This window comes from Neobacillus sp. BF23-41, assembly GCF_041106275.1.
This window is the reverse complement of the sequence record NZ_JBGBPR010000002.1, coordinates 25,353-49,530: the sequence shown is the minus strand read 5'-3', so window position 1 is coordinate 49,530 and position 24,178 is coordinate 25,353. Positions and strand designations below refer to the sequence as shown.

General features: G+C 38.4%; 21 protein-coding genes and 1 pseudogene. 18 read left to right on the top strand and 4 right to left on the bottom strand.

Going from position 1 to position 24,178, the window contains the following annotated elements; translation table 11 throughout:
* Window positions 1–11: 11 nt before the first annotated feature.
* Window positions 12–833, top strand: a complete 822-nt coding sequence (locus tag AB7942_RS03415; protein WP_369445791.1) for a PfkB family carbohydrate kinase — start codon at window positions 12–14, stop codon at window positions 831–833.
* A 43-nt stretch (window positions 834–876) separates the two neighbouring features.
* On the opposite strand, the gene AB7942_RS03410 is transcribed toward AB7942_RS03415, so the two are convergent.
* Complete coding sequence (locus AB7942_RS03410; protein WP_369445790.1) at window positions 877–1,605, bottom strand: GntR family transcriptional regulator; 729 nt, start codon at window positions 1,603–1,605, stop codon at window positions 877–879.
* Between the two features lie 221 nt (window positions 1,606–1,826).
* Between AB7942_RS03410 and AB7942_RS03405 the strand changes: the two genes are divergently transcribed.
* The 4 genes from AB7942_RS03405 (at window position 1,827) to AB7942_RS03390 (ending at window position 5,571) form a co-directional block, all read left to right on the top strand.
* Entirely contained in the window at window positions 1,827–2,588 is a 762-nt protein-coding gene (locus tag AB7942_RS03405; RefSeq protein WP_098930124.1) for a threonine/serine exporter family protein, read from the top strand.
* A 17-nt stretch (window positions 2,589–2,605) separates the two neighbouring features.
* Complete coding sequence (locus AB7942_RS03400; protein ID WP_369445789.1) at window positions 2,606–3,052, top strand: threonine/serine exporter family protein; 447 nt, start codon at window positions 2,606–2,608, stop codon at window positions 3,050–3,052.
* Between the two features lie 181 nt (window positions 3,053–3,233).
* Window positions 3,234–3,983 carry a C39 family peptidase gene (locus AB7942_RS03395; protein WP_369445788.1) on the top strand — a complete coding sequence of 250 codons (750 nt, stop codon included), beginning with the start codon at window positions 3,234–3,236 and terminating at the stop codon, window positions 3,981–3,983.
* 559 nt (window positions 3,984–4,542) lie between these two features.
* Window positions 4,543–5,571 carry a potassium channel family protein gene (locus AB7942_RS03390; RefSeq protein ID WP_369445787.1) on the top strand — a complete coding sequence of 343 codons (1,029 nt, stop codon included), beginning with the start codon at window positions 4,543–4,545 and terminating at the stop codon, window positions 5,569–5,571.
* A gap of 150 nt (window positions 5,572–5,721) precedes the next feature.
* Here the strand turns inward: AB7942_RS03390 and AB7942_RS03385 are convergent, their stop codons facing one another.
* Genes AB7942_RS03385 through AB7942_RS03375 form a run of 3 tightly spaced genes read right to left on the bottom strand, consistent with a single transcriptional unit; the run spans window position 5,722 to window position 7,654 of the window.
* The gene (locus tag AB7942_RS03385) at window positions 5,722–6,108 is read right to left on the bottom strand and encodes a DUF350 domain-containing protein (protein ID WP_335399531.1); all 387 of its coding nucleotides are present in this window, start codon (window positions 6,106–6,108) and stop codon (window positions 5,722–5,724) included.
* Between the two features lie 2 nt (window positions 6,109–6,110).
* Entirely contained in the window at window positions 6,111–7,340 is a 1,230-nt protein-coding gene (locus AB7942_RS03380) for a glutathionylspermidine synthase family protein (protein WP_369445786.1), read from the bottom strand.
* Between the two features lie 2 nt (window positions 7,341–7,342).
* A complete protein-coding gene (locus AB7942_RS03375; protein ID WP_088085754.1) occupies window positions 7,343–7,654 on the bottom strand; it encodes a hypothetical protein in 312 nt (103 codons plus the stop codon).
* A gap of 97 nt (window positions 7,655–7,751) precedes the next feature.
* Here AB7942_RS03375 and AB7942_RS03370 point away from each other — a divergent pair, with 97 nt between their 5' ends.
* The 13 genes and pseudogenes from AB7942_RS03370 (at window position 7,752) to AB7942_RS03310 (ending at window position 24,170) form a co-directional block, all read left to right on the top strand.
* A complete protein-coding gene (locus AB7942_RS03370) occupies window positions 7,752–8,204 on the top strand; it encodes a hypothetical protein (RefSeq protein ID WP_369445785.1) in 453 nt (150 codons plus the stop codon).
* 153 nt (window positions 8,205–8,357) lie between these two features.
* Entirely contained in the window at window positions 8,358–9,629 is a 1,272-nt protein-coding gene (locus tag AB7942_RS03365) for an ATP-binding protein (RefSeq protein WP_369445784.1), read from the top strand.
* Between the two features lie 86 nt (window positions 9,630–9,715).
* Entirely contained in the window at window positions 9,716–11,494 is a 1,779-nt protein-coding gene (locus AB7942_RS03360; protein ID WP_369445783.1) for a LytS/YhcK type 5TM receptor domain-containing protein, read from the top strand.
* Window positions 11,469–12,215: a LytR/AlgR family response regulator transcription factor gene (locus tag AB7942_RS03355; RefSeq protein ID WP_369446127.1), complete on the top strand. Its 747-nt coding sequence runs from the start codon at window positions 11,469–11,471 to the stop codon at window positions 12,213–12,215. Before AB7942_RS03360 ends, AB7942_RS03355 begins: the two co-directional genes overlap by 26 nt.
* Window positions 12,216–12,356: 141 nt before the next feature.
* Window positions 12,357–14,150, top strand: coding sequence for a carbon starvation protein CstA (gene cstA, locus AB7942_RS03350; RefSeq protein WP_335437264.1), 1,794 nt, complete (start codon window positions 12,357–12,359; stop codon window positions 14,148–14,150).
* 322 nt (window positions 14,151–14,472) lie between these two features.
* A complete protein-coding gene (bcaP, locus tag AB7942_RS03345) occupies window positions 14,473–15,888 on the top strand; it encodes a branched-chain amino acid transporter BcaP (RefSeq protein ID WP_369445782.1) in 1,416 nt (471 codons plus the stop codon).
* 180 nt (window positions 15,889–16,068) lie between these two features.
* The gene (locus tag AB7942_RS03340) at window positions 16,069–17,316 is read left to right on the top strand and encodes an ATP-binding protein (RefSeq protein ID WP_369445781.1); all 1,248 of its coding nucleotides are present in this window, start codon (window positions 16,069–16,071) and stop codon (window positions 17,314–17,316) included.
* A gap of 195 nt (window positions 17,317–17,511) precedes the next feature.
* Window positions 17,512–18,675, top strand: coding sequence for an HD-GYP domain-containing protein (locus tag AB7942_RS03335; protein WP_335399515.1), 1,164 nt, complete (start codon window positions 17,512–17,514; stop codon window positions 18,673–18,675).
* A 332-nt stretch (window positions 18,676–19,007) separates the two neighbouring features.
* The gene (locus AB7942_RS03330) at window positions 19,008–20,189 is read left to right on the top strand and encodes a hypothetical protein (RefSeq protein WP_369445780.1); all 1,182 of its coding nucleotides are present in this window, start codon (window positions 19,008–19,010) and stop codon (window positions 20,187–20,189) included.
* Between the two features lie 101 nt (window positions 20,190–20,290).
* Window positions 20,291–20,347: pseudogene (locus AB7942_RS03325) on the top strand (hypothetical protein); the annotation flags it as partial.
* A 3-nt stretch (window positions 20,348–20,350) separates the two neighbouring features.
* On the top strand, window positions 20,351–21,433 hold the full coding sequence (locus AB7942_RS03320) for a hypothetical protein (RefSeq protein WP_335399510.1): 1,083 nt from the start codon (window positions 20,351–20,353) through the stop codon (window positions 21,431–21,433).
* A complete protein-coding gene (locus tag AB7942_RS03315; protein WP_369445779.1) occupies window positions 21,420–23,609 on the top strand; it encodes a molybdopterin oxidoreductase family protein in 2,190 nt (729 codons plus the stop codon). Before AB7942_RS03320 ends, AB7942_RS03315 begins: the two co-directional genes overlap by 14 nt.
* A complete protein-coding gene (locus AB7942_RS03310; RefSeq protein WP_007086371.1) occupies window positions 23,610–24,170 on the top strand; it encodes a 4Fe-4S dicluster domain-containing protein in 561 nt (186 codons plus the stop codon). It abuts the gene before it with no gap.
* The last annotated feature ends 8 nt before the right edge of the window (window positions 24,171–24,178 follow it).

Sequence of the window (24,178 nt, the reverse complement as noted above, 5' to 3'; positions counted from 1 at the left end):
AGTGGGGAAATATGCAAATTATTGGAATAGGCGATAATGTTGTTGATATTTACCAGGATCGTAATGAAATGTTTCCAGGTGGAAATGCTTTAAATGTTGCTGTTTTAGCTAAACAAAATGGAGCGGAGTCCGCGGCATTTATAGGTATTGTTGGAACGGATGTGGAAGGGGATCATATCTTAGATTCTTTAAACAAGAACTTAATAGAAACTAGTCATGTTAGAAGAGCGGTTGGGGAAAGTGGAAAAGCATATGTTGATCTAAATGTGGAAGGGGACCGAATCTTTATTAAATCAAATAAAGGCGGTGTTCAGGCTAAACTCAAGCTTAATCTATCCGTAGATGACTATGAATACATCAAAGCGTTTGATGTGGTACATACCAGTATATATAGTCATTTAGAGGAAGAATTGCCATTGCTTAAACAACATTTACCCGTTTCCTATGATTTCTCTAATCATTTTACAACAGAACAATTAGAAAAGGTTTGCCCTCATATCCAGTTTGCGTTTATTTCAGGAAGTGATTTTACAGAAGTTGAACTAGAAGAGCTCTTCCGTAAAATACATGGACTTGGAACGCCGTTTATCATTATCACAAGAGGTTCTAAGGGCGTAATTATGTCTCATCATAACAAACGATACAAACAGGGAATTGAAGAAGCGAATGTGATTGATACTTTAGGTGCAGGGGATTCTTTCATTGCTGGTTTTTTAACCAACCACTTTAATGGGTTTACCATTGAGGAATCTTTGAAAGCAGCGGCACAGATTGCTGCAAGAACTTGTGAAGTGAACGGTGCATTTGGGTTTGGTAGACAATTAACTTTCTAAAAACAAAAGGAATGAAATGGATACCCATTCATTCCTTTTTTTCTTAAGTTGTTATGGTAAGGGCAATTAATTGGGTTTGTGTTTTGAAATTTGAAATATGAATCGGAACGCCTGTTTCATCGTAAACGGTTTTATCAATATTAAAAAGTGTTTCACCAATTTCGCAGTCCAAATGTTCCGCTTCAAATTTTGAAGCAGGAGTAACTGTAATTATTTTTTTGCTTTTTCCAGAATTGATATTGATGTGGTAAATGTTTTTCAAAACTTCATAGGTTGATGCATGTTCTGTGAATCGTGCAGTCAAATCGGGAAAGCGTTCTAACGAGTAATGGGCGATATCTAGAGTAAAAGGCTGTTGATCGATTGACATGATCCGGACCAACTTTAAGACAGGTGAATCAATGGCGATTTGAAGTGCTTCGGCAATTTCCGGAGTAGCTTTCATTTCTTCACAGGCAAGAATTCGCTTGGAAGGATTTTTGCCAATTTGTTTACTAAAATCTGAGAATCCATCAATAGAAACCAATTCTCGGGCAATTTTGGTTCGCGTTACAAAAGTTCCCTTCCCTTGCTTTCGTTCTAAAAAACCCTCTTCTGCTAAATCCTGAATCGCTCTTCTTACTGTTATTCGGCTAACGCCATATAACTCACATAATTCCGTTTCATTCGGAAGTCTTTCCCCTGATTTATAAACTCCTTGATCAATGGCCTCCTTCAGTATTTGTTTTAATTGGTCATATAAAGGTGTTGAAATTGAATTGTTTAATTTCATCGATAAAATTCCTTTCGATTCAATAGGTCATTATATAATATTATATAACAAGTTTGCATATGTTGTATAGAAATAATTGATAACATTTATCATATTTATAAAATATTGGATTTTTTCCTATTCCGTTTACAGGAAATCTTGCAAACTGCAAGTCAACTTTGATTAAACGTTTGTTTTAATTTAAACTAAGTAAAAATGTAGAATTGTGTGTGGTGAGATAAATGGAAAAACCAGTAGAACAAACATATGAAGTTATGGAGGTCTGCTTATTAGCGGGGAAAATCATGCTTCAAAGCGGCGGGGAGACCTATCGGGTAGAAGATACGATGATGCGCATTGCTGCAGCCTTTGGTATAGAAAGTACTCATAGCTACGTAACTCCAACCGGAATTATTTTTTCAGCAGAAGGAACAGAGCCCACGAAGACCAAGCTTATTAGAATATCGGAGCGGTCAACAGACTTGAAAAAAGTCTCTATGGTGAATAGCATTTCAAGGAAAATTACAGGTGGAGAAGTCAATCTAAAAGAAGCTATGGAAAATCTAAAGGAAATTGACTCCCTTAATTTAACGTTTCCCTTTAGGTTCCAAGTGGCCGCTGCGTCACTCGCCAGCGGTTGTTTTATGATTATGTTTGAGGGAGGCTGGAATGATTTTATTCCAGCGATGATTTCAGGCGGAATGGGTTATCTAAGCTTTGTATATTTTCATCGCTTTGTCCCAATCAAGTTTTTCTCGGAGTTTTTAGCATCGTTTGTAATTGGATTGCTTTCATTTTTATTTGTGAAAATTGGAGTCGGTCAGCAATTAGATAAAATTATTATTGGCTCGGTGATGACATTAGTTCCTGGGCTTTTAGTGACCAATGCGATTAGAGATTTAATGGCGGGTCACTTAGTATCGGGGTTATCAAAGGGGGCGGAAGCTTTTCTAACCGCATTTGCGATTGGGGCAGGGATTGCGGTTGTATTATCTTTTATGTGAAGTGAGGTGTATTTATTGTGGCTGTTCTTGCTCAGGCATTAACAAGCTTAATTGCAACAGGTGCCTTTGGAATTCTATTTAATGCACCGAAAGAATCCTTAGTGAAGTGCGGACTGATAGGAATGGGTGGCTGGTTAATTTATTTCCAGCTAGAAGACTACTCAAATAACGCCATTTTAGCAACATTAGCTGCGACCATTTTTATTGCTGTCATCAGTCAACAATTAGCAAAGTTCTATAAAACGCCAGTGATTATTTTTAGTGTAGCTGGAATTATTCCGCTTGTGCCTGGAGGCCTGGCCTATGATGCGATGCGGAATTTTGTTGAGAACGATTATAATTCAGCGATAGCATTGGCGGCAAAAGTCCTCATGCTGGCAGGATCCATCGCCTTTGGATTAGTTTTTTCAGAAGTAATCAATCAAGTAATTCGAAAAATTAACCATAATAAGGTACGAATTTAACCTATTCCCTTTAGTGCAAACTACTAAAGGGACTTTTTTTAAGGAAAACTTAAGCTTTAAAGATTATCATTAATTGGAAAATTCTTTCCTTTATTGTTTTTTAGTAAGGTAATATAGTAGTATATTACTATTACCAATTGTCAGTCAACAAAGTCTATTACAAGGAATGGTACATTCATATATGAAAAAAATACTAATTGCAATTCTAGTTGTCTTACTATTATTTATTAGTGCTAAAACGATTTTAGCTGTAAAGTTTGATCGTCAAGAAGCGATACAAGTCACCGAAGCCGCTCCATTAAAAACCCGGATAGTGGCACTTCTCGCAAAAGAGGCACCGAGTATTCCAGATAGTATCATCCTAGATGTACCATTAATAAATCAAATGGACCAACCTATACTTTACAACGGCTGTGAGGTAACAAGCCTTGCGATGATTCTTAATTATCACGGTGTAAAAGTGACTAAAAATGAGTTAGCAGAAAAAATTAAAACAGTTCCGTTAAACTATAGTAACGGTAAAAAGGGTAATCCGAATGCCGGATTTGTCGGCGATATGGCACATGGACCAGGACTAGGAGTTTATAACGGTCCCGTATTCGAACTCGCCCAAAAATATGTCGATGATAAAGCAGTTAATTTAACAAATCATTCGTTTGATGATGTATTAGAAAAAGTAGGTCAAGGACTTCCTGTTTGGGTCATTACCACGTCCAACTTTGCTCCAGTTTCTGTTTTTCAAACGTGGAACACCCCGGAAGGACAAATCAAAATTACCTTTAGTGAACATAGTGTAGCGATTACAGGTTACGATGAAAATTATATTTATATTAACAATCCTTACGGTGAAAAGAATCAGAAATTAAATCGCGCCAGTTTTATTAAAGCTTGGGAGCAGATGGGTAAACAAGCGATTGTTATCGAAAAATAAAATGAAAAGGGCCTGATAACGATTCAGGCCTTTTGTTTTGGACTTTTTGGAAGTAAAGTTAGTAAATATGTTCTAAAATGGGCGAAGGCAGAGGGATGAAATATCCCTCTGCCTTCTTAGTTTTATTCATTTAATGAATACGTATCGTAACTTGTGATTGGTTGTACTTCTTGTTAGCAATCGCAAGGTAAAAACTTATATAATAATCATTGTTTATAAAAACAAGTTTGCCGCGGTTATTTTTCCACCTGAAGGTTTTATACCTAAACGACGTAAGCCCTACCTCTCTTACATCCTAACGGCTCCGAAGCCGATCCAGTGTGAATAAGTTTTAATTTTAAAACATAAGCAGAATGCCAGAAAAATTCTTACTTTGCGTTATCTTATCTTTTACAAGTTACAATTAAATGTGAAGCACAAATACTAATATTACAGGACTGGTGCCTATTTGTCAACAATAATAATAAAACTATTTTCTTTAGAGGAATAACCAAAGATATAGCAGAAATATAAATTCTATAAACTCTTATAACGGGAGTGAGAGAATGGAGGTTTATCCATGATACTTTTTCGAAGGTTGTTTCTTACGGCAGCTAAGTATCGGTATCGTACGGTGCTGTTATTTACGACATTTTATATTTTTATAAACGCTGAGGTTATGAGAATACTAGAGCCTAAAACATTTGAAAATACTTTCCATGCTATTTGGTGGATTCTTACCACGATGACCACGGTTGGCTACGGGGACGTGTATCCGACGACACTGTTGGGGAGAGTTTGGGCGATGGTCATTGTCTATACTGCAGGTATCGGGCTTTTTGGTACGGTTATAGGGATGATCGTCGATGCCGTGTCACGCTACAAACGGATGAAGGAGGAAGGAAGAATGTCTTTTAAAGGAGAAAATCATTACGTTATTATCGGCTGGACTGTCAAAAGCAAAAACACGATAAAAGAGCTGTTTATTGGAGATGAAAAAACAGAAATCGTACTAATTGATGAATTAGAGAAGACACCATATGAACATGAGCGGTTTTTATATATCCAGGGGAGCCCCACAGATGAAGAAACATTGAAAAGAGCAAAAATTGAAAGATCAAAAGCAGTTTTGCTCTTTGCCCCAGATGGGATCGACAACCCAGATTTAGCGGATGGTAAAACGCTTTTAACCGCTTCCTCCATCGAGCGCTATGATGAAGGTACGGAAAAAAATATTTATACGATTGCAGAAATTCTAAATGAAAAGCATGTCGGCAATTTTAAACATGTCAAAATTGATGAATTTATCCTTTCTCATGAATCGGTGTCCAACCTGATGGCAAAATCGGCGCAGGCAAAAGGGGCAAGTCATCTTTTTACTCAGTTATTAAGCCGAAAGGATGGAGACGGGGGCAGTGATTTATGGGAAGTTGAAGTTAAGTCCGACTGGAAAACATACGGAGATGCGTACGAGCACCTAAAGCAAAAAGGGGCCCAGCTCATTGCGGACCGGAGTGATCTAAATATATTGAAAAAGTGGAATGAACCTCTATCGAAAGAGGCTCAATTGTTCGTGATATGCGATAAGAATACATATAAATCACTATAAAAAAACGCATCTCGAGATGCGTTTTTTTCAATCTAGCTCCAGCGCCTAGGGGCTCGGGGTCATAAGCCAATCCGTCCTGAAGGTAAAAAGCAACCTTCACGCCGGCTCCTCTTATGCCTGTCGCCCCTGTGCAAGGCGCTTGCGCTTTTTTTAATAAGTTAAGCACCCAGCAATGACGATGCCGATGGAAACCGAAAGCAGCATTAGAAAAAGGCCGACTGCCTGGTTATCTTCCTCTATGCTTTGACTGACGTTAAAACGAGGTGTAAGCCATTCGGCCAGGTAAAAAACCACAATTTGAGCCACAATTCCGATTGCACCCCATATGGCCATATCCGTTAGAGAAATAGAATTGGCAGCAGTAGAATACAAAACAATGGCAAGACCTAGAAGCCTTCCCCCAAGGACGTAGCTTGCTGCCTTATTTCCTTTTGCCATTAAAGAGAACTCTTTGACCTTTGTTGTTACTTCCATAAGAATCAGTCCTAAGAATAAAAGACCAAGTGAAACTGCTAAATATAATAAGAAATTCGTCATTTTCATTCCCCCTTGTTTTTTAAACCTACTGGTAAGAAATAAGATTCGTTGCCAGTGATTTTTCCACCTGCCCGAATGCCGATACCTCCGGCCTTTCCGGCAATGAGAAAAGATCCGAACACTAATGAAAGTACCTCGATTCCCTTTTCTGTTTCCAATGAAACAGTAGGGAGAGGGACGTACTGTTGAAAGACCGAAACTTCCTCTTTATAGGTTTGAAAGGAATTTTGAGCGGTAATATTGGAGTGTTGATCCCAAATTGTCACCGTATCTCCTTCTCTGCCGAAGGATGGTTTTTGAACATAGTCAAGCTGTCCCTTAAATGCATCTGCTTCAAGATAGGTAGGCAGCATATATTTCATAATCCATCCTTGCTCTTCTTTTGTATAAAATGCTCCCTGTTCTGCTAATCCCCAAATTAAACATTGAATGGATTTCGGCTGCAACAAAAAGGCTGAGACAGGATTTATAATAGAGAGTTGGCCTTCTTTGACTAGTTGCAATAATTCGATTCCAACCGGGTCACCTGTTATAGGATCCCGATCGTCAACCAAATGTTCAAGAGGATAGGTTTGGCGGTACAACACATCAATAGGTATACCCTCATCGTCGACAAGAGTACCGTCTATAATCCGGAGAGTGGACAATGGAACGATCCGATTTTTAACCTGACATAACTTGCTTAAATATTTAATGGTATTCCAGTCTTCGATATGATCAGAGTGGGCTGTGAACACAATGTTAGCCTTCCTTTTTCCTTTTGATGCTTCGATTACTGCGCGTGTAATACCGGAAGAAAGCAGGCGTTCCCCTCCTTCATTTGGATCCAAATAACCAAACTCTGAACAAACCATTCCGTTCATATGAAAACATTCCACAATAAAAGTCGGTGTATCACTATTGAATTCAATTAATTTGAATCCATCCTTGGTTAACACAAAATCGAACCGAGCGATAATGGTTTCAGGGGAGAAGTTTTTCAACCTTAAAAATGGAAGACTTACAGGTGGATACCCAAGTTCAAGGAGTTGTTCATCAGTAAGACTCCGTAACAGGCGGGCGGTTTTGAAAAAAATGTGACCCATGCGTTCTGTTGCTTCTTTTAAAAGGCAGGATGTATGTTCCGTTATCGAATAAACTTGGTAAAGACTATATTCGCTCTCGTATAAATCTGACCAAAAGGTTGGGAATTGCGAATAAAACACCTTTCGATTCGTAGAATAATTCGACATTTCTAACCTCCAAATCCACCCTTTGAACCACTGCCGAATCCTCCTTTAAAGCTTGAAGAGGATTTGTATGACTTGTAAGAGGAGGATTTCAAAAGTGATGATTTATTTCGATAATAGCTTCCCCCGTAAAAAAAATGACCATAATGAGACGAGTGGGTATCATCACATTGCCATACCCCTTGGTCATCATCCCAGTCCCAGTCTCGGCACCTGCTGTCATCGGGCTTTGGGGGGCGGTCGTCTGAACAGGCAGAAAGTGTTCCGGCTATGAGGGAAGTGATAACACCAGTCACTAACCATTGGGTTTTCTTCACCGTTTCACGCTCCTTATTGAATTTATATTTTAATTATAAAAGTAAACCTAAGGAAAACAATGGTAAAATAAAAGAAAAAATGAAAGAGGGATGAAATTTGAGGTTGGAATATCGATTGGATGATGAATATCAAAAGTTTCCTGCCCTTTGGAGCTATTTAGATTTAACAGTTAGTGAGGCAGTAGCAAGAATGACATGTGAATACTTCGTCAAAGAATCCGAAACGTATGTGGTAACGGCCACAGCCATAGATCCAGACGGGACGGCTGTCCTTTACCTGAAAAAAGAAAAGTCATCCTATGACGACATAATTGAAGAACAGTATTCCCATATTGGTTTTGAAGTTAGAGAGCTTCAGAGAAACAGGTCCGACCTGATCGAGAAAAAAGATGTTTGGAATCATGAAGAAGTTTTGGTTGTCCTTCACTCCGATATTATTTACATTCAGAGAGACGGAAGGTTCCTAGAATTCGCCCTTGATTCAAGGGAAATTGACGAAGACCGAAAATGTTATGTTTATTATGGGAGTTTCACGGGGAAAACTCGATAGATGTGAATAGCGCACAATAACGTGTGCTATTTTACTTATAGGATACGGAAGGAAAGTACACTAAAAAAGAAAAAAACTGTGATTTTTTAAAGGAAAAAGACGATTTTTGTCGTATTTTTAGGGATATAGATGTATTGTCCTGGAGGAATAACGATGCTTGCAGAAAAACTTCTTTTGAATGTATTAATTTCATTAGCACCTGTCCTACTTTTTAGCATATTAATTGAAAATAAGCGCAAAATTAATTATCCAATCTTATGTGGTTTGCTTCAAAGCATTGCTGCACTTACTTGTATGATTTTTTCGTATTCGAACTATGGATTTAATTGGGACCTCCGCTATGTTCCTCTTATACTAGCCTTTCTTTACGCAGGTCCAGTTGCGGGAGGGATGGTTGTAACGACCCTGCTTGGCGCACGCATCTTAATGGGGGGCGAAACAGTTGTTTTTGGCCTAGTAAATACTCTTTTAACGGCTCTTGTCCCGTTCCTCTTAAACAAAAGGTTTTTTAGTTATACCCCAAATAAAAGGTTAGTTCTCACAACTTTATTATGTGGATGGTCCCTGCTCCTTTGTTATATTTCGCTTACCACGTTTCGCTATTTTGAGGGGAATTTCTTAAAACTAGATTTTAATATTCCTGACCTCTTCCTTGTTGCCCTCATTCAAACAGGGGCAATTGCCCTGGAGGCAAAGCTTGTTGAGGGGATTATCGAACGAAGTCGAATGCAGAAAGAGATTCAGCGGGCTGAAAAGCTAAATACACTAGGGGAAATTGCGGCATCCATTGCTCATGAGGTTCGAAATCCATTAACTGTGGTGAAGGGATTCCTTCAATTGATGCAGCAGGATGAAAAGGGGAAAAATTATCAATATCTTTCACTTGTTTTGAGCGAATTAGGTAGGGCAGAGTCGATTATTAATGACTATTTAAATTTTGCAAAGCCGAAATTTGAAAAAATAGAAGAGTTTCCGTTAAAAGAAGTGTTAGCAGAAGTTGTCATGCTTTTGGAGCCACTAGCTGCCAAACAAGGAGTGCGGCTTGAAAGCGAACTTGACTCAACCGGGTTCACACTCGTCACTGATCGAAACCAATTAAAACAGGCGCTGGTTAACCTAATTAAAAATGCAATTGAAGCAACCCCTGATGGTGGGAAAGTAACAATACATAACAATTCCGATAATAATAAAGCGTCTATATTAATTATGGATACTGGTAAGGGAATGACACCAGAGCAATTAGCACGGATTGGAACCTTGTTTTATACAACAAAAGATATGGGAACAGGGCTAGGTACATCCGTTTCCTTAAGAATTATTGAAACAATGAACGGAAAAGTCTTTTACAAGAGCAAGCCGGGAGTTGGGACGGAGGTAAGGATGGTCCTTCCTGGCAGTCAAAAAACAGCATTGGTAAATTTTTAATAATCAAGGCTAACCGATTGCTAGGATGGTTGGCTTATTTTTTTGATATAGTAGTAGGGAAAAGTAAAGACGAAAGGTGAGATACCATGCTCGAATTATTGCCTCTCATGCTTGAACGTGTCGGTATTCTTATCATTGTAGCGTTTCTTCTCTCGAGGATGAAATCATTCCGTCAAATCATTCATAACGAACATGGTATTACCGCAAAAATATTTATGATCGTTATTTTCGGAACTTTTGGAGTTATTAGTAATTATACAGGAGTAAAGATTGAACATGGGACGATTACTTCCCAGGACTGGTTGACAAATATGGACAGTGAAAGTGCCATTGCAAATACTAGAATTATGGGTGTAACGATAGGCGGCTTACTTGGCGGACCCATTGTTGGAATTGGGGTCGGTTTAATTGCCGGTATACACCGGTTGACCCTAGGTGGTTTTACAGCTGCTGCTTGTGCCCTGTCAACGATTATGGCTGGAGTTGTCACAGGAATTTTAAGTAAGCGTTTTAAGATTCAAGAGGGGAATTCGCCTTGGAAGGCTGTTGTCATGGGGATATTAATGGAATGTGCCCAGATGGGGATTATTCTTTTACAAGCAAGACCATTTAATGAGGCTCTGCATCTTGTAGAGGTAATTGCTTTCCCGATGATTGCGATTAATGGGTTTGGGACACTTCTTTTTGTATTGATAATCCAGGAAATTCTGCAAGAACAAGAGCGGATGAAAGCACTTCAAACACATAAAGCCTTATACATCGCCAACCAGACTCTCCCTTTTTTTCGCCAAGGTTTAAATGTGGATTCTTGTACAAAGGCAGCGGAGATTATTCTCCATTGGACCAATGCGGATGCCATTTCGATTACAGATCAGTCCCATGTTCTTGCCCATGTCGGTACAGGCTCAGACCATCATATTCCATCAGGAAACATGGCGACCGAATTAACGAAGAAGGTGCTGGAACAAGGGAAAATCACAATTGCGAAATCGGTTCATGAAATTCAATGTTTTAACCCAAACTGCCCTTTGAAAGCAGCCATTGTATTACCTTTACAGGTCCATGCAAAAACAGTCGGGACACTGAAGCTGTATTTCACTGATTCTAGTAAACTAGACCGGGTTGAACAAGAGTTGGCAGAGGGTTTAGGTAACCTATTTTCAGTCCAATTAGAAATGGCGGAGCTGGAAATGCAAAGAAGATTATTAAAAGATGCGGAGATTAAGGCTTTGCAAGCACAAGTCCATCCACATTTCTTATTCAATGCTATTAATACGATTTCAAGTCTTATTCGAACAGATGCCGATAAAGCTAGGAGTCTATTAATCAAATTAAGTACCTTCTTCCGAAGTAATCTACAGGGAGCAAGGCAAATGTTAATACCGCTTGAAAAAGAACTCGAACATATTGAGGCTTACCTAACCATTGAGCAAGCACGCTTTCCAAACCGTTATCATGTTGAATTGGATATTTCACCACCGCTAGAAAGGGTACTAGTTCCACCTTTTACATTGCAGCCGCTTGTTGAAAATGCAGTTCGTTATGCTTTTCCAAAGGCGAAACATGGAACCGTAAAAGTCCGTGCCTTCCAGGAAGGGGAGAAAATGGTCCTTTTAACTGAAGATGATGGAAAGGGTATCTCAGCAGAGCTGCTTGGAACACTGGGAAACCAAACAGTGGATTCATCTGGAGGGACAGGAACAGCGCTCTGGAATATCAAAAAAAGGATTGAAGAAATTTATGGTCAAAATGCTTCTTTTCAAATTGAAAGTATCCTTAATAAAGGAACGAAAGTATCGATTACACTACCGTTAACACAACAAAAGTGGGGTGAGGATGTTGTTAAAGGCTTTTATTGTGGATGATGAGCCGTTAGCTAGAGATGAGCTGACCTATCTTCTTAAACGAAGCAAACAGATTGAAATAGTGGGGGAATCTGATAGTGTAGAAAGCTCATTTGAAAAAATAAGCAATCTAGAACTTGATGTTATTTTTTTAGATATCCAGCTCGCTGATGAAAGTGGAATCGAAATTGCAGCTCTTGTTAATAAACTTGATCACCCTCCATTAATTGTATTTGCGACAGCGTTTGATGAATATGCCCTTAAGGCTTTTGAATTAAATGCTGTTGATTACATCTTAAAGCCTTTTGATGAAAAAAGAGTCTTACAAACAATTGAGAAGCTTTATAAACTTATCGAATATAAAAAACAAGCTATTCCTTTTTCAATTCAGAAAAATAATTTTGTTAACGAAAGGTCTGAAAGGCTTGCGATAACAATTGATGAAAAAATTGTTATCGTAAACATAAGTGACATACTCTATATCGGTACAAATGAAGGGAAAACAGTCATTGCGACAGGGAACTCAAAGTACTCTGTCAGTGATGCGCTAATCACTTTCGAAAGGAAGCTGCAGCATTCGTCGATCATTCGTGTCCACCGCGCTTATTTAGTTAATGTCGATGCCATTATTGAGATAGAGCCTTGGTTTAATTCTACCTACAACTTAATTATGAAGGATGGAGAAAAGGTTCCAGTAAGCAGAACCTATACAAAAGAGCTAAAACAGCTTCTTGGTTTTTAAGAAGCTGTTTTTTGTATTTCATTCTATTATTCTTGTTTTTCATCGTCTAATCCTTGCATTTTAGCTTGAAAACCCTATGTTGGCGTTTTCTTTCGCTAAGATAGAGACAAGTGAAGTATGAATATAGGAGGTTAGAATAATATGAATGCGGTTTCAATTGTAATTGGTTCGATCTGTATTTTAATGATTGCTTATCGTTTATACGGAACATTCATGGCAGCAAAGGTTTTAAAATTAGATGATTCAAAGCAGACACCGGCACATGAATTAAACGATGGTAAGGACTATGTTCCAACCAATAAATGGGTAACATTTGGTCACCACTTTGCAGCAATCGCTGCGGCAGGCCCGCTTGTAGGTCCAATCCTTGCAGCGCAATTTGGTTACTTGCCTGGTCTACTCTGGCTGTTAATTGGGGCTGTTATTGGTGGGGCAGTTCATGATGCGGTGGTACTATTTGCATCGATGAGAAAAAAAGGAAAGTCCTTATCAGAAGTAGCGAAGGATGAACTTGGACCTGTTGCAGGTTTTTGTACGGGTCTTGCCATGTTGTTCATTATTACCATCACAATGGCAGGTCTTTCAATGGTTGTTCTTCATGCACTTGAACACAATCCATGGGGAACCTTCTCAGTGGGAATCACGATTCCAATCGCGATGTTTGTTGGGATCGCTTATAAAAAAACCGGCAACTTGAAATTAACATCGACTATAGGTTTTATTCTCCTTATGGTCGGAGTGTTTGTTGGTCCGTCCATTCAAAATACGGTATTAGGTGATTGGCTGACATTAGATACAAAAACATTAGCTATTATACTACCAATTTACGCTTTCTTTGCAGCAGCGTTGCCAGTATGGCTTTTACTTGCACCACGTGATTACTTGAGCAGTTTTATGAAAATTGGCGTATTTATTGCACTTATCATAGGAGTATTCATTATCAATCCCGCAATTGAGATGCCTGCTTTCACAAAATTCACATCAGGCGGAGGTCCGGTATTAGGTGGTCCTGTATGGCCATTTATCTCAATTACGATTGCCTGTGGAGCGATCTCCGGTTTCCATGCTTTCGTAGGTTCAGGTACGACTCCTAAAATGCTTGATCGTTGGTCTGATATAAAAGTGGTAGGTTTTGGCGCCATGCTTGTAGAATGTGTGGTTGGAATCATGGCATTGATTGCGGCAACAGCCCTTCAGCCTGGAGACTATTTTGCGATTAACTCAACACCTGAAGTCTTTAAAACACTTGGCATGCAAGTGCAGGAGCTGCCGAAACTTGCCAATGAAATTGGCATTAATCTTGAAGGTAGAACCGGAGGTGCGGTGACATTAGCAGTAGGTATGACCTATGTCTTCACAGCCATTCCATGGTTTGCAAAATTATCATCTTACTTCTTCCAGTTTGTTATTATGTTCGAAGCTGTATTTATCTTAACAGCCATTGACTCTGGAACACGCGTTGCTCGCTATTTAATCCAAGACTTTTTCGGTGAATTCTATAAGCCATTGAAGAAAACAGATTGGCTTCCGGGTTCAATTTTTGCCAGCGCATTAGCATGTTTTATGTGGGGTTACCTACTCTTCTCGGGTGATATTGGCTCCGTCTGGGCGCTGTTTGGTGTTTCTAATCAACTAATGGCATCCATCGGTCTAATTATCGGTGCAACAGTAATACTGAGCATTGCTGATAAACGTCGATATATGCTTACATGCTTGGTACCGCTCGCTTATCTCTTTGTAACTGTAAACTATGCGGGCTACTGGATGGTGAAAAATGTTTATCTAAATTCTGCAGCAGCAGGCTATAGTGTCTTAAATGGGGTTTTATCTATTATTATGTTAGCACTTGGTATGATTATTATGGTGACTGCTATTAGAAAATGGATCACTATGTGGAATTCACCGCGGATTAAGCTTGAAAGAAATGTAGCTTAAAAAAACGAAACAGATTACTTCGGAGGGCAATTTCTTCGAGGAATCTGTTTTTTTGTTATTTAGGAAATGAATATTCATTAATAATGGGAATTATATTAATTATATCAAGATAGTAGAAACCTTTGAGAAAAGGTTTCTACTAATTAATAAAAGATTGAGGTGGAGTATTTCCATCACTTGAATTTCCATGGAATAATCTTCAAATAGTTTTATTTTTCAAAAAATATTGCTTTTTCACTAAAATAATTATATTATTTCGATATACATTTTTAGCGAACTGTTTTTTCAGAACATTCCGCCATCATTTCGTGGAGGTAAACCAATGAATTTATTTAGAAAAAAATCAATAAAGGATCTTATACAAGAAGCTGGGCAAAAAGATATAATTTTAAAGAAAGATTTAGGTGCCTTTGATTTATCCATGCTTGGAATTGGAGCTATTATAGGTACTGGAATATTTGTATTAACTGGTGTGGCAGCTGCTGAACATGCAGGACCTGCACTTATTTTATCTTTTGTTTTATCTGGATTAGCGTGCGTATTTGCTGCCCTATGTTATGCGGAATTTGCATCCACTGTACCGGTTTCAGGGAGTGCGTATACGTATAGCTACGCTACCTTCGGTGAAATAATTGCTTGGATATTGGGCTGGGATTTAATCCTTGAATACGGGTTCGCATCATCTGCTGTTGCTAGTGGTTGGTCAGGGTATTTACAAGGGCTTCTAGCTGGCTTTGGTATTCATTTTCCTAAAGCAATCACAAGTGCATATGATCCTGCAAACGGCACATTTATCGATGTTCCGGCAATTCTTATTATAGTAATCATCACGTTGCTATTAACACAAGGTGTTAAGAAATCTGCTCGCTTTAACACGATTATGGTAATTATAAAGTTAGTCGTTGTTTTGTTATTTATAGGTGTGGGCGCTTGGTATGTAAAGCCTTCAAACTGGACGCCATTTATGCCGTTTGGATTTTCAGGTATTACAGCTGGAGCTGCAACGGTGTTCTTTGCTTATATTGGCTTTGATGCCGTATCAACTGCAGCTGAAGAAGTGAAAAATCCTCAAAAGAATATGCCAATTGGTATTATCGCATCTTTACTAGTATGTACGGTGTTATATATTATTGTCTCTGCCATTCTTACTGGAATCGTTCCTTACCAAGAGTTAGGCGTGAAAAACCCGGTTGCATTTGCTCTTAATTATATCCATCAGGATTGGGTGGCTGGTTTTATTTCGCTTGGTGCGATTGCAGGTATTACAACAGTATTATTGGTTTTACTTTATGGACAATCTCGTTTATTTTATGCGATTAGCCGTGATGGCCTATTGCCAAAAGTATTTTCAAAAGTAGATAAGAACAAGCAGACACCAATGGTGAATTCATGGATTATTTGTTTGCTAGTATCGATTTTTGCAGGTTTAGTTCCATTAAACAAACTTGCAGAACTAACAAATATCGGAACACTCTTTGCCTTTATGACGGTTGCAGTGGGGATTTTATATCTTCGAAAAAATAAACAAGCACCTAAAACAGGCTTCCGGGTTCCATTTGTACCTTATATTCCAATTCTTGCTTTTGTGTTCTGTGGGTATTTAATTATTCAGTTACCAAAAACGACTTGGATTAGCTTCGGAGTTTGGCTTGTGATCGGACTATTCGTTTATTTCGGGTATGGACGTAAACATTCAACCTTAAATAAAACAGTGGATCAGTTGAAAAAAGTTAGCTAATTGAATAAAAAAGAGAAGGGGCTTACCTATAGTAAGCCCTTTTTTGTTGTCTGCTATCGAAAAATGTCGAAATTCATCGATTGAACGTAAATAATGTCATTTAAACTCAAGAAAGATGATAAAATAGGGGCAGGTTTTAATTACAAATTTTTCGGATTATCAGATTGAGGAGAAACTAACATGAAAGAAGGCATCAACAATCCTAAGCTTATATTTGAAGAAAGAAAGGCAATCATTCTATTTTTATGGTTGTTTAATTTATTATATTATTCATTTGAAATTTTCTATTTTTATATTAGGCCTAAATTAAATAAGAAAGTAAATCCTTTTGATACAAATGAGGTTGGTCTGGGAGTATGGTTATATATTCTAATCTTTTGTTTGCTGCCGATTGCTATTTATTTTTTTAAAAAGGGGAATCCTTACGTAGTAAAATATATCTACATCATAGGTTACATTGGTATTGATATTATTGATAACTTGATGAAATATCTGGGAACAACAGATTCATTTGGTTCAGGTAATATTGTTGAGGTTTTATTTATCCTGTTTTGTCCCATTTTTGTGAATAACAAATATTTCTGGGTTGTTTCACTAGGGATGATAGGGAAGGAATTATTATTAGGATTAATTTTACAAGATTTAAACGTATTAATTCCAACAGTTATCTATGTCATCTTATCAGTGATAGCCTATATTTTAGTGATACGCTTTAATTCCTATATTCAAACCTTGACAACCGTTTACGAAGAACTACGACAAAAAGAAAAGCTGGCTGTTATTGGTCAAATGGCTGCGGCAATCGGCCATGAAATACGTAATCCCCTTTCATCATTAAAGGGCTTTACACAACTGCAGCAGGAACGGTACCCAAACACAAACGATTATTACCCCATTATGATACAGGAAATCGACCGGATTAATTCCATTGTTAATGATCTGATGTACATTGGAAAACCAAGAGTAATCAAATTTGAAAAGGCAAGTATTGAAGAAATAATTGCTTATACATTATCTATTACGCAACAACAGGCCGAAAGACAAGGAGTAATTGTTGAAACAATAATGGCTGGCCCATTACCACCTCTTGATTGTGATGATAAACAATTAAAACAAGTATTTATTAATTTGATAAAAAATGCGATCGAAGCAATGCCTGAGGGCGGTAGGATAGAAATACGTGTTAAAGTATTAGAAAAACGCACACTGTCCGTTTCAATTCAAGATGAGGGGTGTGGAATTGCTGATGAGAATATCCTAAATCTTGGAGAACCATTTTTTACTACAAAAACGGATGGAACAGGCTTAGGCTTAATGGTTACAGATCAAATAATTAAGGACCACAGGGGTGCGATGAAAATTAAAAGTATTATTGATAAAGGAACACGAGTAATTGTAACTTTACCGATACTACAAATAGATAAATAGTTCTACAATTATACAAAATGTATCAAAATAAAGTGTTTCAAGGGTATTATCAATGATATATAATGTAGAGGAATACTGAACATTAATAGATTTTGTAATTTCTTGTATAGATTGAAAAAAGTAAAAATATTTTATATTAGCATTTCTATGAGGCTTTTATGGAAAGTACAATGGGATAGATACATGGAGGAGTTTATGTTACCTAATGAAGAAATAAGAACTGTTAAATGGTTTCTTTTATTTTTTTATATAATTCTTGTAGGTTATGATTTTTTTTATTACTATCTTTTCCCAGCCTTCATAGAACATGAAGAAGTGGGCCCGCCTAGTAAATTTTTTTATTTAACTTATGTCCTTTTAATAATATTAATTCCAATAGCATATTATTTAAATAAGCGGAATAAGCAAGCTTCAATAAAATACGTATTTTTTACAAGCTATCTATTGGTTACTTTTATTGTGGATATCTTATCCTTCTATGGAAGGGGAGCGTCTTACAAAAGTGGGAATTTAATAGAAGTGTTTTTACTTTTATCACTACCTCTTTTCCTTAATAGAAAATATTTTTGGCTAGTAAGTTTAGGTGTTACGGCAAGATATTTATTCGTTGGTATTATATTAAAGACATCTTATGTAATAATCCCAATTATTTTAATAGCTGTACTGTCTATCATGGCATTTTTTTTATTAGTTCGTTTTCAGGGATACGTAAAAGCTATAAGTACTTCATACGACAAACAATTAGAAGGAATTGTAAAAGGTGTTATTGCTACTCTGGAGTTAAAGGATCCGTATACTAAGGGACATAGTGAAAGAGTAGCCAGTTATGCTTTGTTGTTAGCAAAGGAAATAGGTAAGCTTTCCAAAGATGAGCAAAAATCATTTTATTATGCATGTTTATTACATGATATAGGAAAAGTTCATATCCCTGACCGTATTCTAATGAAACCAGGGAAGCTGACAAACGATGAATTTGAAATAATAAAATCACATCCAGTTGTTGGTGCTGAAGCAGTTGATAATGTCGAGGGGATTAAAGGTAGTCTTTCTGTCATTCGTTCGCATCATGAACGTTGGGATGGTAAAGGGTATCCTGATCAATTAAAAGGAGAAGAAATCCCCTTCCTTGCTAGAGTGGCTGCAGTTGCAGATGCTTTTGATGCAATGACATCTTCTCGATCTTATCGAGCAGCAATGCCAGTTGAAGTAGCCTATCAACGCATCATTGACGGAAAAGGTTCCCAATTTGATCCCATGTTAGTGGAAGAATTCAAAAAGGTATATCCAGCATGGATTAAATTTCATGAAAAATATCCCTGGTTAAAAGAATGGGAATTTCCTAAGGAGGTGGATTTATGAAAATCCGAAAGCTGAAAAAGGTAAAAACAACTTGCTGGTGGTGTCAATTTGTTCCTGGTTGGAAAGGTTAAAAAAAAGGATGCTAGCGAAAAGCTAAGCATCCTTTCTTAATGATAGGCTGTGTTAAAGGTCATTGTTGATTTTACAGCCAAGTTGATTGGAGCGGAAGGCGCGAAGACTCCTGCGGGAGGACGGGGCAGGGGAGACCCCGCAGGCGCTTTGCGCCGAGGAGGCTCCCCGGACCGCCAGCGGAAAGCGAAGCGCCTGGAGCGGAAATCAACAGCCAAGTTTAACACAGCCTAATGATAAAATATGAGATAAAGGGTGTTAATATGAACCTAACACTTCATTCACATCTTTTGTTGGTCCCAGTCAATATTCGCAAGGATAAAAAACATTATATCGTTGAAGATATTGCATTAGGCGAGTTTTATGAGATGCCGAGGGTTTGTATTGATGCAATCCATTTAATTAACAATGGTGGGTCGATAGAGGAAATTGAACAGGTGCTTAAAGATAAATATCCTATTGATGAAGTAGATATGCTCGATTTTGCCGAACAATTACTAATTATGGGCTTGATAGGTGAAGTTGATGGTGTAAAAGTTGAATTGAAGGAAAAGAAAAAGAAAGACTTAGGCCTTTTATGGATTTCACCAAAGATCGGGGAGTTTTTCTTTAATAAGGCTGCATACCTTGTTTATTTCACTTTATTGCTAGTTAATGTGTTTATCCTTCTATCCCATCCAAGCTTATTTCCGCACTATAAGGATTTGTTTGTTTTTGATTTAATGATTTTGAATATCCCGACTTGGTTGGGAATAACGATTATCCTTGTCTTTATTCATGAGTTTGGCCACATTTTAGCGATGAGGGCTCAAAATCTTCCGACTAAGCTGGAGGTCGGGCATCGATTAATACTTGTTGTCCTTGAGACTGATATGTCATCGGTTTGGAAACTTCCTTCTAATAAGCGGAATGTTTTATTTCTGGCGGGCCTTTGCTTTGATACACTTATTCTTTCATGCGCATTAATTAGCCATCTAATTTTTGCAAATGGGTCAGAGATTTTCCTGGGTGTTATGAATGTAGTGGTCTTGGATACATTTATTCGAATGGTTTACCAAGGCTTCATTTATATGAAAACCGATTTATATTACGTGATTGAAAATGTATCGGGCTGCTATAACTTAATGGAAAATGCCCAGCAAGCGATAAGGAAGAGGCTTTCATTTCTCAACTCACCATCAATACAAGAGGTTGTTTTTGAGGGAGAAAAAAAGATAGTTTTTTTATATTCAACCTTTTATTTTGTCGGAGTCATACTGACAGTTAGCATATATACATTTTTTTATGTCCCCCAATTATTATTTGCATGGAAAAGAATTCTTCCTGGTTTTTCTCAAGGACCGTCCTCGCTTCCATTCTGGGATGCAATACTTTTTACCTTGCAAATACTAATTGGTTTATTGCTTCTTCTATATTCCTGGCGAAAAAAGTACACTCAAAGATAGATCTTAATACTAGATGTGACAAACATTTGTCTAAAATAATATTTCTAAGGGTTTTTCCCTTCCATGATAGGGGAACTCCCTGATATTTATAACACCACCGTTTTTCTTACAATAAGAGTAAGAAAAACGGTGGTGTTATTTTTTTTAGGAGGGACTAGAGGATGCAATCAAATATTGCTACAAATAAAAAAACAGGAAGCTCGGTCAATGATGCCTTTGCTTCACATTTTGCTAAATCAATGTTTTTAACTATTGCCGGACTCGCTATTTTAACTTTTATTGGCACAAGAATGTTTACGCACGTTGACTTGAATCTTTATGGGTATATGGTCGGAACAATCGTCTTTATCGGCGGATTTTTCTACCGCTTTATTGCTTGGGGCGAGAGACCACCGACCAAGATTTTTATTAAAAAAGGCTTAAAGCTTTTATTTCGAAAGAGTACTCCGAAAACGGCTGTTAATCATTTAGCCATTTACGATTTTATCCGAAATCGCGGGATTTACCGATGGGTACAGCATATTTTAATCGGTTGGGGCTGTGTCCTTGCGTGCTTGGTGACCTTTCCGCTCGTATTCAGCTGGATGTATTTTACGATGGAAGACAATGGATACTATACGATCGTGTTATTTGGAATGAACGTCATGCAGGTTAAAGCCGAAGGAATTATTGCATGGTTCTCCTATAATGCACTGAATATCGCAGCTATCATGGTGACTGCGGGTGTGTGCATGGCGCTATACCGTCGCTTAGGAAACATGCAGGCGAGAGCCGAACAAAAATTCATGTATGATTTTTTACCACTTTATCTATTGTTATTTATATCTGTAACCGGGCTTTTACTAACCTTTCAAAACATTGTCATGCATGGCTGGATGCAGCCGCAAATGTCACTGATTCATCAATTTTCCGTAATCGTCACGTTAATTTATCTACCGTTTGGAAAGCTAGCGCATATTCCATTCCGTCCAATGAGTGTATTCGCAAGAAATTACCGTGAACATTATGCTGAGCAGCAAATGAAGAAATGTAAGGTGTGCGGCGATCATTTTGTATCAGTGGAACAATCTAGTGATGTTATTCAAGTATTAGGCGCTAACGAGATCGACTTCAATATGCAAGATGGCTTTAATCTAGCTGAACTATGCCTGCCATGTCGCAGAAAATATAGAATTTCAAGATTCTCAGGCTTCGCAACTCATCAAGTAAAGGTCAAGGAGGCAAACCAGAATGCAAAAGGATAATTTTCGGAACCCAAGAGATAAATTTTTCAAAGAAGTCGAAAATGTTCGGCATCCGAATGAAACGCTTGTAAAAACTCATTGCAGTTATTGCGGGATGCAATGCGGGATGAATTTACGGGTAAATACAAAAACAAATAAAATAATTGGGGTGGAGCCTCGATATGACTGGCCGGTAACGGTCGGCAAAATGTGTCCCAAAGGGGTTACTGCTTACCAGCAAACCAACCATGATGATCGTATTTTAAAACCACTAATTCGTGATGATGCATCACTAAAGGGAACAAAAGATGGCTTTCGTGAGGCAACCTGGGATGAAGCTTATGATTTAATCGTGAAAAAATTTCAAGAGCTTCAAAAAAATTATGGTAAGGATTCACTTAGTGTCTATAGCGGTGTATCGATGACAAACGAAAAATGTTATTTATCAGGAAAGTTTGCCCGTGTCGGCTTACAGACTCGTTACATTGATTACAACGGCCGATTCTGTATGGCAAGTGCCGCAGGTGGCTTTCTGAGATCCCTTGGAGTCGACCGAGGATCAACCCTGCCTTGGACAGATCTTCATGAAACGGATTGCTTGTTTATTGCAGGAAGCAATACAGCAGAATGTCACCCAACTTCGATGTTCCGTGTGTGGGCAGTCCAGGAAAGAGGAGGCTACTTAATTGTAGCAGACCCGCGTGAAACACCAATTGCCAGGAGAGCAGATGTTCACTTAGATTTAAGACCAGGAACAGACTTAGCCCTTGCCAATGGAATTCTAAACTTACTTATTCAAAATGGCTATGCGGATGAAGAATTCGTAAATAACCATACAAATGGCTTTGAAGAAACAAAAGAATTGGTAAAAGAATTTACACCTGAATATACGAGTGAGCTTACTGGGGTTGCACCAGAAAAAATCATACGTGCAGCAGAAATCTACGGTAAAGCACCAAATGCCATTGTCATGTTTGCCCGAGGAATTGAGCAACAGCATAAAGGTGTTGATAACGTATCAGCATACACAAACATGGCCTTAGTCACAGGGAAAATTGGCCGCCCGAAAGCAGGAGTTGCTACATTTACTGGTCAAGGGAACGGTCAAGGCGGCCGGGAGCACGGTCAAAAAGCAGATGCCCTTCCTGGTTATCGTAAAATCACAAATCCAGAGCACGTGAAGGCAGTTGCCAAAGTATGGGGAATTGAACCCGAAGAAATGCCGGAACCGGGTGTTTCTGCTTATGAAATGTTCGAATTAATGGAGCAAAAAACAATTAGAGGTTTGTACCTGCTTTGCTCCAATCCAGCCGTATCGGCTCCAAATCTAAATTATGTACGTGAACAAATGAAAAATCTCGACTTTATGGTGTGTGCAGACTTTTACTTATCTGAATCAGCTGAGTTTGCGGATGTCATTCTTCCAACCACAACTTGGTCTGAAGACGAAGGAACAGTAACCAACCTTGAAGGACGTTGTATTAAAATTAACAAGGCACAAGAACCGCTGGGAGAATCGAAACCAGATTGGCAAATCCAAGTGGAATTATGTGAGCGTCTAGGCAGAGGAAAATACTTCTCACATTTAAAAACAGCAAGCGATGTTGGGGATGAATTCCGTTTAGCTTCTAAAGGCGGCTATGCCGACTACTATGGTATCACATGGGATAAAATCGAAAAGCAAGATGGTGTCTTTTGGCCATGTAAAGACGAAAATGATCCAGGAACACCCCACATGTTCTTAGATAAAAAGTTCTATCATCCAGATGGAAAGGCAAAAATCTGTGCCCTGCCATATCGTCCACCGGCTGAAGAGCCTGATGAAGTATATCCATTACGCTTAACCACAGGACGTGTCGTCTACCATTATCTATCTGGAAACCAAACCCGCCGGATCCAATTCTTGCGCGATATGTGCCCAGAGCCGTATGTAGAAGTACATCCAGAAACTGCTGATAAATATAACATTGAACACGAAGAATTTGTTCGCCTCTTTACTCGTAGAGGTGAAGCGAAATATAAAGTGAAAATCACTGAAGCCATTCGAAAAGATACCGTATTTGTTCCCTACCATTTTGGTCACGATAAATCTATTAATCTATTAACGATTGCAGCGCTTGATCCTATGTCACGGATGCCGGAATTCAAAGCGTGTGCCGCTCAGATTGAAAAACTAGAAATGAAGAAGGTGCAGTAAATGAAAAAGAGGCTATATCTCGAACTTGAAAACTGTATAGGGTGCCGCTCGTGTTTGGCGGCTTGTACGCAGTGCGGAGGGCATGAGGAACGTAACCGTAACTATGTTTACGATGTGAATCCGCTTGTTAACCGTCAAACGATGCCTCTGATGTGCCTTCACTGTGTGAATCCAGCTTGTGCAAGAAGCTGTCCAGCCCAGGCGATCCAAATCCATGAAACAGGAGCCGTTCTTTCGGCTCTAGTAGAAAAGTGCATTGGCTGCCAAAACTGTACAATTGCTTGCCCGTATGGAATACCAAAGTTTGATACAGAGCAAAATTTAATGTACAAGTGCGATCTTTGTATCGACCGTACAAAGGATGGCATCCCGCCAATGTGTGCAAGTGTTTGCCCGTCAAATACATTACAATGGCTGACAGATGAAGAAATTGAAGCGAAACAAAAGCAATTTAACTTAGATAATGGTAAATGGGTAACAAGTATGCCTTATTTAGAAGGCGAAACAAATGTAAAAGTGAATCTTCCTGGTATTCTGCAGGGCGTCACTAAATTGTTTTAGGAGGGATT

Excerpts from the sequence above, each read along its gene's own strand:
- AB7942_RS03335 (WP_335399515.1), top strand. The coding sequence starts at position 17,512 with ATGTTACCTAATGAAGAAATAAGAACTGTTAAATGGTTTCTTTTATTT.
- AB7942_RS03415 (WP_369445791.1), top strand. The coding sequence starts at position 12 with ATGCAAATTATTGGAATAGGCGATAATGTTGTTGATATTTACCAGGAT.
- AB7942_RS03380 (WP_369445786.1), bottom strand. The coding sequence starts at position 7,340 with ATGTCGAATTATTCTACGAATCGAAAGGTGTTTTATTCGCAATTCCCA.
- AB7942_RS03330 (WP_369445780.1), top strand. The coding sequence starts at position 19,008 with ATGAACCTAACACTTCATTCACATCTTTTGTTGGTCCCAGTCAATATT.
- AB7942_RS03410 (WP_369445790.1), bottom strand. The coding sequence starts at position 1,605 with ATGAAATTAAACAATTCAATTTCAACACCTTTATATGACCAATTAAAA.
- AB7942_RS03385 (WP_335399531.1), bottom strand. The coding sequence starts at position 6,108 with ATGACGAATTTCTTATTATATTTAGCAGTTTCACTTGGTCTTTTATTC.
- AB7942_RS03390 (WP_369445787.1), top strand. The coding sequence starts at position 4,543 with ATGATACTTTTTCGAAGGTTGTTTCTTACGGCAGCTAAGTATCGGTAT.
- AB7942_RS03315 (WP_369445779.1), top strand. The coding sequence starts at position 21,420 with ATGCAAAAGGATAATTTTCGGAACCCAAGAGATAAATTTTTCAAAGAA.
- AB7942_RS03340 (WP_369445781.1), top strand. The coding sequence starts at position 16,069 with ATGAAAGAAGGCATCAACAATCCTAAGCTTATATTTGAAGAAAGAAAG.
- AB7942_RS03310 (WP_007086371.1), top strand. The coding sequence starts at position 23,610 with ATGAAAAAGAGGCTATATCTCGAACTTGAAAACTGTATAGGGTGCCGC.
- AB7942_RS03320 (WP_335399510.1), top strand. The coding sequence starts at position 20,351 with ATGCAATCAAATATTGCTACAAATAAAAAAACAGGAAGCTCGGTCAAT.
- AB7942_RS03395 (WP_369445788.1), top strand. The coding sequence starts at position 3,234 with ATGAAAAAAATACTAATTGCAATTCTAGTTGTCTTACTATTATTTATT.
- AB7942_RS03360 (WP_369445783.1), top strand. The coding sequence starts at position 9,716 with ATGCTCGAATTATTGCCTCTCATGCTTGAACGTGTCGGTATTCTTATC.
- AB7942_RS03405 (WP_098930124.1), top strand. The coding sequence starts at position 1,827 with ATGGAAAAACCAGTAGAACAAACATATGAAGTTATGGAGGTCTGCTTA.
- bcaP (WP_369445782.1), top strand. The coding sequence starts at position 14,473 with ATGAATTTATTTAGAAAAAAATCAATAAAGGATCTTATACAAGAAGCT.
- cstA (WP_335437264.1), top strand. The coding sequence starts at position 12,357 with ATGAATGCGGTTTCAATTGTAATTGGTTCGATCTGTATTTTAATGATT.
- AB7942_RS03365 (WP_369445784.1), top strand. The coding sequence starts at position 8,358 with ATGCTTGCAGAAAAACTTCTTTTGAATGTATTAATTTCATTAGCACCT.